The organism is Leifsonia sp. Root4 (assembly GCF_001425085.1).
GTDB lineage: Bacteria > Actinomycetota > Actinomycetes > Actinomycetales > Microbacteriaceae > Microterricola.
In genome coordinates, this window is the sequence record NZ_LMDN01000005.1 from 225,482 (window position 1) to 240,247 (window position 14,766).

A 14,766-nucleotide genomic window follows, 5' to 3' on the forward strand; every position below is an offset into this window, starting at 1 on the left:
ATGCGGGTGCCCCTGAGTTGGCTCGCGGAATTCGTTGATCTCGCACCGGGAACGACCTCTGACGACGTGCATGCAGCACTCGTGAAGGTCGGTCTCGAAGAGGAAGAGGTGCACAGCTTCGAGCTGAGCGGCCCGATCGTCGTCGGCGAGGTGCTCGAGTTCGTCGAGGAGCCGCAGTCCAACGGCAAGACCATTCGCTGGTGCCAGGTGCGCGTCGCGCCCGACGGCCAGACGGCTGCCGACGGCGGCGACGCCGTGCACGGCATCGTCTGCGGTGCGGGCAACTTCTTCGTCGGTGACAAGGTTGTCGTGACCCTGCCCGGCGCCGTGCTGCCCGGCCCGTTCCCGATCGCGCCGCGCAAGACCTACGGCCACGTCTCCGACGGCATGATCGCCTCCGTGCGTGAACTCGGCATCGGCGACGACCACGACGGCATCCTCCGTCTGTCGACGCTCGGGCTCGACCCGGAGGTCGGCACCGACGCGATCGCGCTGCTGGGCCTGGACGACGAGGCCGTCGAGATCAACGTGACGCCGGACCGCGGCTACGCCTTCTCGATCCGCGGCGTCGCCCGCGAGTACTCGCACGCGACCGGTGCGACCTTCCGCGACCCCGCCGCCCACGGCGCCCTGACGCCGAGCGCCAACGAGGGTTTCCCCGTCGCCTTCGCCGATGATGCGCCGATCCACGGCCGCGCGGGCGTCTCGGTGTTCTCGACGCGCATCGTGCGCGGCATCGACGCCACCCGCCCGACCCCGCCGTGGATGGTTGCGCGACTGAAGCTCGCCGGCATCCGCTCGATCTCGCTGCCCGTCGACATCACCAACTACGTGATGCTCGAGCTCGGCCAGCCGACCCACGGCTACGACCTCGACAAGCTCAGCGGCGGCATCACCGTGCGCCGGGCGACCGCGGGGGAGAAGATCACCACCCTCGACGAGCAGGTGCGTGCGCTGAACGCGGAAGACCTGCTCATCACCGATGAGAGCGGCGCGATCGGCATCGCCGGCGTCATGGGTGGAGCCGACACCGAGATCAGCGACTCGACGAGCAACGTTCTGATCGAGGCCGCGAACTTCGACCCGGTGAGCATCGCCCGGTCCGCCCGCAGGCACAAGCTGCCGAGCGAGGCCGCCAAGCGCTTCGAGCGTGGCGTCGACCCCCAGATCGCCGAGGCAGCGACCGCCCGCGTTGCCCAGCTGCTCGTGGATCTGGCCGGTGGAACCGCGGATGCCGCAGGCTCGCTGACCGGTGAAGCCGCAGCGGCCGCCGCGATCCTGCTGCCGAACGGCTACGTCTCCGGGCTCATCGGCGTCGACTACAGCGCCGACGAGATCCGTGGATCACTCGCCGAGGTCGGTGGCACCATCGCCGACGCCGACGGCGGGCTGCTCGTCACCCCGCCGAGCTGGCGCCCCGACATCACCGACAAGTCGGACCTGGCCGAAGAGGTCGCCCGCATCGTCGGTTACGAGCGCATCCCCTCTGTGCTTCCCGTCGCCCCGGCCGGCCGTGGCCTCACCCGTGAGCAGCGGATCCGCCGCACCGTGGCAGACACCCTCGCCGCCGCCGGCTCCACCGAGATCATCGCCTTCCCGTTCCTGCCGAAGGCGCAGAACGACCTCTACGGTGCCGCCGATGCGCTCGAGGTTCCGCAGATCAAGGTCGCCAACGCGCTCGACGCGAGCGCGCCCTTCCTCCGCACGACGCTGCTGCCCGGGCTGATCGAGGCCGCCAAGCGCAATCTCTCCCGTGGTCTGACGGATGTCGCGCTCTACGAGCTGGGCCTCGTCTTCACCCCGGAGGCCGGAGCGCAGTACGGCCAGGCCGAGCTGCCGTCCGGCGTGCAGCGCCCGAGCGCGGAACAGCTGGCGGAGCTGAACGCCGGCATCCCGCCGCAGCCGCGCCACATCGCCGCGCTCATCGTCGGCAATGTCGTGCGCAAGCAGCCCGGTCAGAGCGCGATCCCCGCCGGTATCGCCGACGCCCTCGCCATCGTGGATCAGATCGCTCTCGCAACGGGCGCCCGGATCGAGATCGTGCAGGGCCGCCACAAGGCGATGCACCCCGGGCGCACCGCCGAGCTGCGGGTCGCGGGTCAGAGCGTCGGCTTCGCCGGCGAACTGCTCCCGCAGATCGCGCTCGACGCCGACCTTCCCCGCGTGGTTGCCGTCGTCGAACTCGACCTCGACGCCGTGATCGCCCTCGCCGAGCCGCTCGTGGAGGCCGCCGTCATCGGCACCTTCCCGGCCGCGACGCAGGACCTCACGCTGCTGGTCGGCACCGAGGTGCCGGCCGCAGCCGTGCTCGCCGCCGTGCGCGACGGTGCGGGGGAGCTGCTCGAAGAGCTGCACCTCGTCGACGACTACCGCGGAACCGGGCTCGAGCCCGGCCAGAAGAGCCTCACCTTCGCTCTGCGCTTCCGCGCCGCCGATCGCACGCTCACCGCTGCCGAGGCGAGCGAGGCCAAGCTCGCAGGCGCCGCCCGCGCCGCCGAGCTCCTGGGAGCCGCGACCCGCGAATAGCCATGGTCGGACTCGCCGAGATCCCGGATGCCGCACTGCGCGGCGTCCGGGATCTCTGCGTTTCCAGAACTCCGCTGGTTGAGTAGGCCGCCCGCGGCCGTATCGAAACCGAGGCCCATGCGAAAACTCCGGCCCGTGAGGTCTCGATACGCTCGTTCCTCGCTACTCGACCAGCACATTCTGCCGCGCGCTCGAGAAACCCCCGCTGGCTCGAGAACGCACGCTGGCTCGAGGGAGCAGCCGAGGAACGAGGCCGCCCCCGAAGCCGAGTGCCTGCGTGACTCGGGTGTCTCGATTTCGGGGCGCTCGTATTCGCGGATCCGCTCAGGGCTTCGCGATCGGGCCTCCTTCGTCGGCTCGTTCGCTCGAGCCAACGTGCGGGGAGACGCATTCGGCGAACAGTCCGCTGGTTGAGTAGGCCGCCCGCGGCCGTATCGAAACCGAGGCCCATGCGAAAACTCCGGCCCGTGAGGTCTCGATACGCTCGTTCCTCGCTACTCGACCACCGAGGCCCATGCGAAAACTCCGGCCCGTGAGGTCTCGATACGCTCGTTCCTCGCTACTCGACCAGCACATTCTGCCGCGCGCTCGAGAAACCCCCGCTGGCTCGCGAAAACTCACGCAGGCTCGAGAACTCACGCTGGCTCGAGGAAAATGCGCCGGCTCGAGAAACCCTCGCTGGCTGGAGGGAGCAGCCGAGGAACGAGGCCGCCCCCGAAGCCAAGTGCCCGCGTGACTCGGGTGTCTCGATTTCGGGGCGCTCGTATCCGCAGATCCGCTCAGGGCTTCGCGATCGGGCCTCCTTCGTCGGCTCGTTCGCTCAAGCCAGCGTGCGGGGAGACGCATCCAGCGAACACTCCGCTGGTTAAGCAGTCCGCCCCGCGTCCGCCCCTGCGTTGTTACGCGGGCCGACCCGCCGTCACAGAGACCGCCCCGGTTTGCCGCCCGCCCGCCGCGCGCGCTAAGCTCGCGACATGCTTTCCGTTCGGCGCACCCCCCTCGCACTGGCCTTCGTTGCCGTGCCTGCGCTGCGTCGACGTCGGGGCGACCGCCGAATCTAGGCGGCGCTTGCGCGACCCTGTGTGGGGTCTGACGTGGCGTCGCCGTCGCAACCTCGTCGTCCACTCACGTAAGGCACAGCATGACATTCGCGGTCGCGGTAGCCGGGGCATCCGGTTACGCAGGCGGAGAACTTCTCCGCATCCTCTCCCAACACCCCGACTTCGAGGTGCGCACGGTCACCGCGCACTCGAACGCCGGCCAGAAACTCGTCGACGTGCAGCCGCATCTGCGCTCGCTCGCCGACCTCACGCTCGTTGACACGACACCGGAGAACCTCGCCGGCCACGACGTCGTCTTCCTCGCCCTGCCGCACGGCAAGTCCGGCGAGATCACCGCGGCACTGGACGAGAACACCCTCGTCGTTGACTGCGGTGCGGATCACCGGCTCGATAGCGAGTCCGACTGGGCCGCGTTTTACGGCGGAGACTTCTACGGCGCCTGGAGCTACGGCGTGCCGGAGCTCTTCGTCGGCGGACCGGACTCGCTCGTCAAACAGCGCGAGCACCTCGCGGGCACCCGTCGCATCGCCGCCCCCGGCTGCAATGCCAGCACCGTCGCCCTCTCGCTCGCCCCCGGCATCCACGCCGGTGTGATCGAGGCCGCCGACATCGTCTCTGTGCTCGCCGTCGGCCCGTCCGGTGCAGGCAAGGCGCTGAAGACCAACCTGCTCGCCGCCGAGATCCTCGGCTCGGCCAGCCCGTACGCCGTCGGTGGAACGCACCGGCATATCCCGGAGATCCAGCAGGCCCTGCGTGGTGCAGGGGCGATCGACCCGACGATCTCGTTCACGCCGGTGCTGGTACCGATGTCCCGCGGCATCCTCGCCACCTCGACGGCCCGCATCGTGCCGGGCACGGATGCCGCCAGCGTCCGCGCCGCGTGGGAAGCCGCCTACGCCGATGAGCCATTCGTGCACCTGCTGCCCGCCGGCCAGATGCCGCGCACCGCGGACACGGTCGGGGCAAACACGATCCTGCTTGGCCTCGCCGTCGACGAGGCCGCCGGCCGCGTCGTGATCGTCGCCGCCATCGACAACCTCGTCAAGGGCACGGCCGGAGCCGCCGTCCAATCCGCCAACATCGCGCTCGGCCTGGCCGAGACCACCGGTCTTTCAGTGAATGGAGTCGCCCCGTGAGCGTCACAGCCCCCCTCGGATTCGAGGCAGCCGGCGTCGCCGCCGGCATCAAGAGCTCGGGCGCACCCGACCTCGCGCTCATCGTCAACCGCGGCCCCTCGCAGGCCGCTGCGGCCGTCTTCACGAGCAACCGCGCCCAGGCGAACCCCATCATCTGGTCCAAGCAGGTCATCGGAGACGGCACCGTCGCCGCAATCGTGCTGAACTCCGGCGGCGCCAACTGCTTCACCGGCAGCCAGGGCTTCCAGGTCACGCACCGCACGGCCGAGGCAGTCGCATCCGCCCTCGATATCTCGGCGGGCGATGTGCTGGTGTGCTCGACCGGCCTCATCGGCGACCAGCTCGACGGCGACGTGCTCGCCGCCGGAGTGCTCACGGCGACGGCCGCGCTCAGCGCTGAGGGCGGCGATGACGCGGCGCGCGCCATCATGACCACCGATTCGGTGCCGAAGACGGCCGTCGTCCGTGGCGGAACGAGCGGCAGTGGCTGGAGCATCGGCGGCATCGCCAAGGGCGCCGGCATGCTTGCACCCGGCCTCGCCACGATGCTCGTCGTCATCACGACCGACGCCCTGCTGGAGTCTGCTGAGCTCGACACGGCACTCCGTGCGGCCACGCGGGTCACCTTCGACCGGCTCGATTCCGACGGCTGCATGTCGACGAACGACCAGGTCACCCTGTTGTCCTCCGGTGCCTCCGGCAGCGTTCCGGAGCTCGCCGAGTTCACCGCCGCGCTCACCGCGGTCTGCTCCGAGCTCGCCCTCAAGCTGCAGGCCGATGCCGAGGGAGCCAGCCACAACATCGCCATCGAGGTCGTCGGTGCCGCCAGCGAGGAGGACGCCGTGGAGGTGGGCCGCTCCGTGGCCCGCAACAACCTCTTCAAGGCCGCCATCTTCGGCAACGATCCCAACTGGGGCCGGGTGCTGGCCGCGATCGGAACGACGCAGGCGGCCTTCGATCCCTACAACGTCGACGTCTCGATGAACGGCGTGCGCGTCTGCCACGCCGGCGAGCCCGACCAGCCGCGCGAGCTCGTCGACCTGAGCCCCCGCGACACCCACGTGCTGATCGATCTGCAGTCCGGACCGGCATCCGCGACGATCTTCACCAACGACCTCACGCACGATTACGTGCACGAGAACAGCGCGTACGCGAGCTGATGGCGATGAGTGGGAACAATGAGAAGACGCCGGAGCAGCTTGAGCTGATCCAGGCGGATGCCGCCGTCAAGGCCGCGACGTTGATCGAGGCGCTGCCGTGGCTGAAGCGCTTCCACGAGCAGATCATCGTGGTGAAATTCGGCGGCAACGCCATGGTCAGCGAAGACCTGCAGCGCGCCTTCGCCGAAGACATGGTGTACCTGCGCTACGCGGGAATCCGCCCCGTCGTCGTGCACGGAGGCGGCCCGCAGATCTCGGCGATGCTCGAGAAGCTCGGCATCCCGAGCGAGTTCCGCGGCGGCTACCGCGTGACCACCCCCGAGACGATGGAGGTCGTGCGGATGGTGCTCACCGGTCAGGTGAACCGGGAGCTCGTCAGCCACATCAACGAGCATGGCCCGCTCGCCGCCGGGCTCTCCGGTGAGGACGCCGGGCTGTTCACCGGTCGTCGCCGTGGCGCGATCGTCGACGGCGAGGAGATCGACCTCGGCCTCGTCGGCGACGTGATCGCCGTCGATCCGGCCGCCGTGCTGGCCCAGCTCGACGCCGGGCGCATCCCCGTGATCTCGTCGATCGCGCCGGACAGCGAGGTGCCGGGCCAGTCGCTCAACGTCAACGCCGATTCGGCCGCCGCGGCCCTCGCCGTCGCGCTCGGCGCCGCCAAGCTCGTCATCCTCACCGATGTAGCCGGCCTCTACCGAGACTGGCCCGACCGCGACTCGCTCGTCTCGGTCATCGAGGTGCCGGAGCTGCGCGCGCTGCTGCCCTCCCTCGAGTCCGGCATGATCCCCAAGATGGCCGCCTGCCTCGAGGCCGTCGACGGCGGCGTGCCCAAGGCCGCCATCATCGACGGCCGCGTCCCGCACTCGATCCTGCTCGAGATCTTCACCCAGAGCGGCATCGGCACCGAGGTCGTGGCCGCCGGCGTCCAGCAGGCGGATGCCGCATCGAACACCGCACCGAACACAGGAGAATCCGCATGAGCCCCTGGCAGAACCGCTCGGCCACGAGGATGATGCGCACCTTCGGCCCACCGCTGGCACTGTTGGTGCGCGGCGACGGCTGCCGGGTGTGGGACGCGGAGGGCAACGAATACCTCGACTTCCTCGCCGGCATCGCCGTGAACGCGCTCGGTCACGCCCACCCGGTGTTCGTCGAGGCCATCTCCCGCCAGGCCGCCACGATCGCGCACGTGTCGAACTACTTCGCCACGCCCGCCCAGCTCGAACTGGCCGAACGGCTCATCCGGCTGAGCGGGGCAGGAGATGACGGCCGCGTGTTCTTCGGCAACTCCGGCGCGGAGGCCAACGAGGCCGCATTCAAGCTCGCCCGCCTGAACGGCGGCGCCACGCGCCCCCGCATCCTCGCGCTCACCGACGCCTTCCACGGCCGCACCCTCGGCAGCCTCGCCCTCACCGGCAAGGCCGCCATGCGTGCGCCGTTCGAGCCGATGCCCGGCGGCGTCGAGCACATCGACAGCACAATCGAGGCGCTGGAGGCGGCGATCGACGACACCGTCGCCGCGCTCGTCATCGAACCGATCAAGGGCGAGGCCGGTGTGCTGCCGCTGCCGGACGGCTACCTGCAGGCCGCCCGCGAGATCACCGCCCGTCACGGGGTGCTGCTGATCATCGACGAGATCCAGACCGGTGCCGGGCGCACGGGGGAGTGGTTCGCGTTCCAGCACGCCGACATCACCCCCGATGCCATCACCGTGGCCAAGGGCATCGGCGGCGGCGTGCCGATCGGCGCCCTGATCACCTTCGGCGCGGCATCCGCCCTGTTCGAGCCCGGCCACCACGGCAGCACCTTCGGCGGCAACCCGCTCATGACAGCCACCGCGAACGCCGTGCTCGGCGAGATCGAGCGCGCCGGCCTGGTGCAGAACGCCGCAGCGCGTGGCCGTGAGCTGAGCGACGCTATCGCGGCGCTCGATTCCCCCTCCATCGAGGCGGTGCGCGGTCAGGGCCTGCTGCTCGGCATAGCGCTCACCGAGCGGCGTGCCGGCGAGCTCAGCGCCGCCGCGTTCGACGCCGGGCTGATCGTGAACGCCGCCAATCCGAGCACGATCCGCCTCGCGCCCCCGCTCACCATCGGCAGCGCCGAGATCGCCGAGTTCATCGTGCGATTCGGCCGCGCCCTCGACTCTCTCGCCACACCGACCCTTGAAAGCGACGAATCATGACCCGCCACTTCCTCCGCGACGACGATGTGACACCGGCCGAGCAGGCCGAGATCCTGAACCTCGCCATCGAGCTCAAGCGCGATCGCTTCGCCCAGAAGCCGCTCGCCGGCCCGCAGACGGTCGCGGTCATCTTCGACAAGTCCTCGACCCGCACCCGCGTCTCCTTCGCCGTCGGCATCGCCGACCTCGGCGGCAGCCCGCTGATCATCTCCACCGCCAACAGCCAGCTCGGCGGCAAGGAGACTCCGTCGGACACCGCACGGGTGCTCGAGCGCATGGTCTCCGCCATCGTGTGGCGCACCTACGGCCAGGCCGGCCTCGTCGAGATGGCCGCGGGCACCACGGTGCCCGTGATCAACGCCCTCTCCGATGACTTCCACCCTTGCCAGCTCCTGGCCGATCTGCTCACGATCAAGGAGAAGCGCGGCGAGCTCGCCGGCCTCACGCTCACCTTCCTCGGTGACGGTGCGTGCAACATGGCCCAGTCCTACCTGCTGGCCGGTGCCACAGCCGGCATGCACGTGCGGATCGCCTCGCCGGAGGGCTACACGCCGAGCGAGCAGGTGGTGGCGGATGCCGCGGCGATCGCCGCACAGACCGGCGGCTCCGTCGCGCTCTTCACCGACCCCGTCGCCGCCGTCACCGGTTCCGACGTCGTCGTCACCGACACCTGGGTGTCGATGGGCAAGGAGGAGGAGAAGGCCGCACGCGTTGCAGAGCTCGGCGCGTATCGGGTCGACGCCGAACTGATGGCTCACGCGGCATCCGAGGCACTGTTCATGCACTGCCTGCCGGCCGACCGCGGCTACGAGGTCACCGCCGACGTCATCGACGGGCCGCAGAGCATCATCTGGGACGAGGCGGAGAACCGTCTGCACGCCCAGAAAGCCCTGATGGTCTGGCTCCTGGCGAAGAACGCCGCCTGAGCACCAGCGCACTGCCACCGACCACTCTCGAGTAGGAACACGAATCCCATGAGCAACGAGACCAGCAAGCACGACAGCAGCCGATCCGGCAGCGACCTCGCCGGCGTCGGCGCGACGACGGAGGGCGCGCTCTGGGGCGCGCGCTTCGCCGGTGGCCCGTCGCCGGAGCTCGCCCGCCTGAGCAAGTCGACGCACTTCGACTGGCAGCTGGCCGAGTACGACATCGCCGGGTCGAAGGCGCACGCCCAGGCCCTCGCCGCGGCCGGCTACCTCGACGAGACGGAACTCGCGGGGATGCTCGCAGCGCTCACCACGCTCGAGCAGCGGGTGCGTGACGGTCAGTTCCTGCCGGCCACCAGCGACGAGGATGTGCACGGTGCCCTCGAACGTGGCCTCATCGACATCGCCGGCAGTGAGCTCGGCGGCAAGCTGCGCGCCGGCCGCAGCCGCAACGACCAGATCGCCACCTTCATCCGGATGCTGCTGCGCGACCACTCGGTCACCGTCTCGCACCTGCTGATCGAGCTGATCGATGCCCTCGCGGCGCAGGCGGCCGCGCACCCGGCCGCGATCATGCCGGGCCGCACCCACCTGCAGCACGCCCAGCCCGTGCTACTCGCGCACCACCTGCTCGCGCACTGCTGGCCGCTCGTGCGGGACCTCGACCGCCTCGCCGACTGGAACCGTCGCGCGGACTTCTCGCCGTACGGCTCCGGTGCGCTCGCGGGCAACACGCTCGGCCTCGACGCCGGGCTCGTGGCATCCGTTCTCGGATTCGGCGGGGTCGTCGAGAACTCGATCGACGGCACGGCGAGCCGCGACCTCGTCGCCGAATTCAGCTATGTGCTGGCCCAGATCGGTATCGACCTCTCGCGCCTGGCCGAGGAGATCATCCTCTGGAACACGCGGGAGTTCGGCTTCGTCACCCTCGACGACGGCTACTCGACCGGCTCGTCGATCATGCCGCAGAAGAAGAATCCCGACATCGCCGAGCTCGCGCGCGGCAAGTCGGGGCGCCTGATCGGCAACCACACCGGCCTGCTCGCCACGCTGAAGGCGCTGCCGCTGGCATACAACCGCGATCTGCAGGAGGACAAGGAGCCGGTCTTCGACTCGCTCTCCACCCTCGAGGTGCTGCTACCCGCCTTCACCGGCATGGTCGCGACGCTCCGCTTCCACACCGGGCGCATGGCCGAGCTCGCGCCGCAGGGATTCTCGCTCGCCACGGATGTCGCCGAATGGCTCGTCAAGCAGCACGTCCCCTTCCGCGACGCGCACGAGATCACCGGCGCCATGGTCAAGTACTGCGAGGACCACGGCCTCGAGCTCGATGAGATCGACGATGAGGCGCTGGTCGCGATCGACGCCCGACTCACGCCGGAGGTGCGCTCCGTGCTCACCATCGACGGCTCCGTGAACAGCCGCGACGGCCTGGGCGGAACCGCTCCGGTCCGCGTCGCGGAACAGCTCGCCGCGCTCACCGCGCGCGTCCGGGTCTTCGTCCAGACGTTGCCGAGCGGCAACACCACGGTCTAGGCGGTTCCCGTGCAGGCGTCGCCCGGTGTGTCCAGAGAGTTCTTCGCTCGGGATGCCACCGAGCTGGCGCCTGCGCTGTTGGGTGCCGTGCTGCGGCACTCCACCGCGGAGGGCACGGTGGCTGTGCGCATCACCGAGGTGGAGGCGTACCGCGGCAACGGCGAGGATCCCGGATCGCACGCCCACCGTGGCGTGACCCCGCGGACGCGGGTGATGTTCGGTCCGCCCGCCCACCTCTACGCCTACCTCAGCTACGGCATGCACGTCTGCGCGAACATCGTGTGCGGGGCGGAGGGTTCGGCCGGTGGGCTGCTGCTTCGCGGCGGTGAGATTGTGGACGGCCTCGAGCTGGCGCGGATGCGGCGGCCGGCGGCATCCGCGGATCTCGATCTGGCCCGTGGCCCGGCGAAGCTGGCGATGGCCCTCGGTATCCGGCTCGAGCAGAGCGGCGCCGATCTGCTCGCCCCGCCGTTCGCGGTCGAGCTGCCGGCGGTTCCCGTGGCCGTCGCCACCAGCGCGCGCACCGGCGTCAGCGGCGACGGCGGGGGAGACGCATACCCGTGGCGCTTCTACATTCCGGGGGACCCGACGGTGTCGCCGTACAAGCGGCATCCGAAGCTCCCGATGGTGCCGGCCCGCCCCAAGCCGCTCTAGCCGAGGGCGAGTCGCACGAGCACGGCGCAGCCGCTGGCCCAGAGCAGGCTGGCCAGCGTGCCGATGATGAAGCGTTCCCGCGCCTCGGCGGCGGCAAGCTCGGTGAATCGCCCGAGACCCTTGACCGCGACGACGATGGCGAGTGCCTCCGGGAAGCCTGCGACGATGCCGAGCACGACGCACAGCCGCTCGAGCACGCCGATCGCCGCCCCGCCGCGCAGGACCTCATGCGTGCTCGTGGCCCCGGCGGCGTCGGAACCGGCTGCATCGGAGCCGACCGCATTGGCCTGGGCCGAAGCGCCCCGCAGTGGGGCGCCGTGTGCCTCGGCGGCATCGCTGACGAGGATGCCGCCGTGCGTGCCCGGCGTCACCGACCCGCGGGTCGCGAGATTCAGTGCGAGTTGAGCGGCTGGGCCGCCGCCGAAGACGGCCAGGGCCCCTCCCAGCACGGCGATCATCGCGGCGGTCGGACCGCCCGCCGGATCCCACGCCGCCGACCAGAACGAGGTCGTGGCGCTCAGGGTCAGCATCAGCGCCAGAACCAGTGCTCCGCCGGAGACCCAGATCGCGTAGGGGAGTTTGCGCCGCGAGGCCAGGAGCGCGAATGCCACGCCGACACCGAGCAGAGTGATGAGGAACAGCCAGAACAGAATCGGCAGAATGTCGAAGGGGAGGTGGGGCCACAACGTCGCTGTTCGATTCACTGTGTACTCCGACGTCACTGTGTACTCCAACATCGCTGTGTACTCCGAATTCACTGTGTACTCCGATCGATTCCTGCCAGCAATCCTACGAGCGCCGGCACAGCATCGAACTCGATGCTGAGTTGGGCGGCTTTCGCCCGGGAGCTCGCCGCCGGCGCGCTGATGCCGAGGCGCTCCGCGGCTTCCTTGTAGCTCAGCCCGTCGGCCACGAGATCGTAGAGCTCCCAGCCGGGCCCGGTCCGGCGCTGGCGCAGCGCCAACGCCAGGTCGATGAGAGCCTCCTCGGCCGTGGCGATCTCGCTGCCCGTGTCCTCGCTCGCCTGGCGGTGCACCGCGAAGCGGGTGCTGCGCTTCTTCGCACGGTTCACCGCGTCCCGTGCGGCATAGAAGGCCGGGCCAGACGCTTCCCTGGTCGCAGCGGGCAGCGGATGCCCGATCGGCCCGACGCCGAGGCCGACGCTCCAGGCATCGCCCCGGGTGAGCTCCAGCACGATCTCGAGCATTGTGGCGGCATCCGTGCCGAGGAGCTGGATCTCGTCGCCGGCGTTCCGGTCGGGCGGCAGGGAGAGGCGCCGGCCGTGCCGCTGCTCCAAGGACTCGAGAGTCTGCGCGGTGATGTCCGCACGCGTGCGGCTCGCGATCTGATCGGCGGTGATGACGAACATAGTGGACCTCCGAGTTCAGGCTACACACTTAACCACCCATCAATAAAGCCTCAATCCTTATCTTCTGTGAACAAAGGCCTGCAGCCTTGTGCGACCAGATCCCGCCGCCCGCCGCTGATACTCTGGACGTCGTGTCTGACCCCGTAATCCTCAATGCCCAGCGCAACGATCCGTCCTTCTCCGATATCTGGGAGGAGATCCAGTGGCGCGGCCTCGTGCACGTCTCCACCGATGCCGGCGAGCTCAAAGAGCTTCTGGCGGGGGAGTCGATCACGTATTACTGCGGGTTCGACCCGACAGCACCCAGCTTGCACCTCGGCAACCTGGTCCAACTCCTGCTCATGCGCCGTCTCCAGCTCGCCGGCCACCGGCCGCTTGGCCTCGTCGGCGGTTCCACCGGTCTGATCGGCGACCCGCGCCCGACGGCCGAGCGCACGCTGAACACCAAGGACACCGTGCTCGAGTGGGTCGGTTACCTCCAGGCCCAGGTCAGCCGTTTCCTCAGCCGTGATGGCGAGAACGCGATGACGCTCGTGAACAACCTGGACTGGACGGCGCCTCTGTCCGCCATCGACTTCCTGCGTGAGATCGGCAAACACTACCGTGTCGGCACGATGCTCAAGAAGGATGCCGTGGCCGCGCGCCTGAACTCCGACGCCGGCATCAGCTACACCGAGTTCAGCTACCAGATCCTGCAGGGCCTCGACTACCTCGAGCTGCACCGCCAGTACGGCTGTGTGCTGCAGACCGGTGGAAGCGACCAGTGGGGCAACCTCACCAGTGGCACCGACCTCATCCGCCGCACCGAGGGAACGAGCGTCCACGCCATCGGCACGCCGCTCATCACCAACAGCGACGGCACCAAGTTCGGCAAGAGCGAGGGCAACGCCGTCTGGCTCGACTCCACGCTGACCAGCCCGTACGCCTTCTACCAGTTCTGGTTGAACACCGATGACGCCGATGTGATCGCCCGCCTGAAGATCTTCACCTTCCTGGAGCGAGCCGAGATCGAGCGGCTTGAGGCGGCCGTCGCCACCGAGCCGTTCCGCCGCGAGGCGCAGCGCACTCTGGCGTTCGAGGTGACGAAGCTGGTGCATGGCGAAGAGGCAACGGGCAACGCGATCGCCGCAACCGAGGCACTCTTCGGCCAGGGTGACCTGACCGCACTGGACGCCGTCACCCTCGAGGCCGCACTGCGCGAGTTGCCCAACACCACGACTGCACCGGATGCCGGCATCGCCCAGCTCCTCGTCGACACCGGTCTCTGCGGCAGCCTCAGCGAGGCCCGCCGCGCGATCGGCCAGGGCGGGGTGTCGGTGAACAACATCAAGATCACCGATGACGCCGCCACGATTTCGGGCTTCGTGCTCGACGCCGGAGTGGCTGTGCTCCGTCGCGGCAAGAAGACGCTCGCCGGCATCTTCGTCGAATAGACCCACCCGCTGATTGAGCCCACCCGTAGGTTGAGCCCACTCCGCTGGTTGAGCTTGTCGAAACCGCTGTACTGAGGAAGGCCCCGGTCTGAGCATCTGCTCGGACCGGGGCCTTCGTCGTTCGCCCACCCGTTGGTTGAGCCCTACTCCGTTGGTTGAGCCCTACTCCGTTGGTTGAGCCCTACTCCGTTGGCTGAGCCCTACCCCGTTGGTTGAGCTTGTCGAAACCCCTGTACTTGAAGGCCCCGGTCTGAGCATTTGCGCGGCCGGGGTCCTTTGTCGGGGCTGTTCCAGCACCGGTGGCGGTTCCTGAGGTTGCCGTGGGTGGGGGCTGCCGCCTTTCGTGTCGCTTCGCGACACGCCCGGGGGTGGTCTGTTTTTGCGCAGGTGGGGGATCCCCGCGTAATGTCATCTCTTGTCACCCCACAGGTGCGGCCAGCTGGTTCAGCTGCCGGCCTCAAGCGGGACATTGATCTTGGCCACACAAGCGGTTCTGACGCATTTGCGTTCGGCTGGTTTCATGCCTAAGATTGCTTCTTGCCAGTTCAACTCCTCGCCTTCGGGTTTGAGTCGCTCTTGCCGGCTTCACGCCAGCAGTGTATGATTCGCCCGGTTTTGCGAGGACCGGTTGATCTGGTAAGTTTGAGAAGTTGCCTCGGAGCGGCGCCCGCGAGTATAGCGGGAAGAATCCGGGTGCATCCGATCCTTGAGAACTCAACAGCGTGCACAATGTCAAATGCCAAAAACCTCGTACATCCTTGTGATGTAGGAGATTCCTTT

At 69.0% G+C, this 14,766-nt stretch carries 11 protein-coding genes; 9 read left to right on the forward strand and 2 right to left on the reverse strand.

Annotated elements, in window-relative coordinates; genetic code table 11:
* The 8 genes from pheT (at window position 1) to ASC66_RS16895 (ending at window position 11,184) form a co-directional block, all read left to right on the forward strand.
* The gene (gene pheT / locus ASC66_RS16860; protein ID WP_055842323.1) at window positions 1–2,526 is read left to right on the forward strand and encodes a phenylalanine--tRNA ligase subunit beta; all 2,526 of its coding nucleotides are present in this window, start codon (window positions 1–3) and stop codon (window positions 2,524–2,526) included.
* Between the two features lie 1,141 nt (window positions 2,527–3,667).
* The gene (gene argC / locus ASC66_RS16865; protein ID WP_055842326.1) at window positions 3,668–4,723 is read left to right on the forward strand and encodes an N-acetyl-gamma-glutamyl-phosphate reductase; all 1,056 of its coding nucleotides are present in this window, start codon (window positions 3,668–3,670) and stop codon (window positions 4,721–4,723) included.
* Entirely contained in the window at window positions 4,720–5,883 is a 1,164-nt protein-coding gene (gene argJ / locus ASC66_RS16870; protein ID WP_055842329.1) for a bifunctional glutamate N-acetyltransferase/amino-acid acetyltransferase ArgJ, read from the forward strand. Before argC ends, argJ begins: the two co-directional genes overlap by 4 nt.
* A 5-nt stretch (window positions 5,884–5,888) precedes the next feature.
* A complete protein-coding gene (gene argB / locus ASC66_RS16875) occupies window positions 5,889–6,866 on the forward strand; it encodes an acetylglutamate kinase (protein ID WP_055842474.1) in 978 nt (325 codons plus the stop codon).
* Window positions 6,863–8,068, forward strand: a complete 1,206-nt coding sequence (locus ASC66_RS16880) for an acetylornithine transaminase (RefSeq protein ID WP_055842332.1) — start codon at window positions 6,863–6,865, stop codon at window positions 8,066–8,068. Before argB ends, ASC66_RS16880 begins: the two co-directional genes overlap by 4 nt.
* A complete protein-coding gene (gene argF, locus ASC66_RS16885) occupies window positions 8,065–8,994 on the forward strand; it encodes an ornithine carbamoyltransferase (protein WP_055842335.1) in 930 nt (309 codons plus the stop codon). Before ASC66_RS16880 ends, argF begins: the two co-directional genes overlap by 4 nt.
* 48 nt (window positions 8,995–9,042) lie before the next feature.
* On the forward strand, window positions 9,043–10,530 hold the full coding sequence (argH, locus tag ASC66_RS16890; protein ID WP_055842339.1) for an argininosuccinate lyase: 1,488 nt from the start codon (window positions 9,043–9,045) through the stop codon (window positions 10,528–10,530).
* Between the two features lie 9 nt (window positions 10,531–10,539).
* Entirely contained in the window at window positions 10,540–11,184 is a 645-nt protein-coding gene (locus tag ASC66_RS16895; protein WP_082492460.1) for a DNA-3-methyladenine glycosylase, read from the forward strand.
* Here the strand turns inward: ASC66_RS16895 and ASC66_RS16900 are convergent.
* Both ASC66_RS16900 and ASC66_RS16905 read right to left on the reverse strand, forming a co-directional pair.
* The gene (locus tag ASC66_RS16900) at window positions 11,181–11,888 is read right to left on the reverse strand and encodes a hypothetical protein (RefSeq protein ID WP_235496985.1); all 708 of its coding nucleotides are present in this window, start codon (window positions 11,886–11,888) and stop codon (window positions 11,181–11,183) included. The two genes, ASC66_RS16895 and ASC66_RS16900, sit on opposite strands and share 4 nt — an antisense overlap.
* 50 nt (window positions 11,889–11,938) lie before the next feature.
* Window positions 11,939–12,553 carry a hypothetical protein gene (locus ASC66_RS16905; RefSeq protein WP_055842344.1) on the reverse strand — a complete coding sequence of 205 codons (615 nt, stop codon included), beginning with the start codon at window positions 12,551–12,553 and terminating at the stop codon, window positions 11,939–11,941.
* A gap of 131 nt (window positions 12,554–12,684) precedes the next feature.
* Here ASC66_RS16905 and tyrS point away from each other — a divergent pair, with 131 nt between their 5' ends.
* Complete coding sequence (gene tyrS, locus ASC66_RS16910; protein WP_235496986.1) at window positions 12,685–13,986, forward strand: tyrosine--tRNA ligase; 1,302 nt, start codon at window positions 12,685–12,687, stop codon at window positions 13,984–13,986.
* Window positions 13,987–14,766 lie beyond the last annotated feature (780 nt).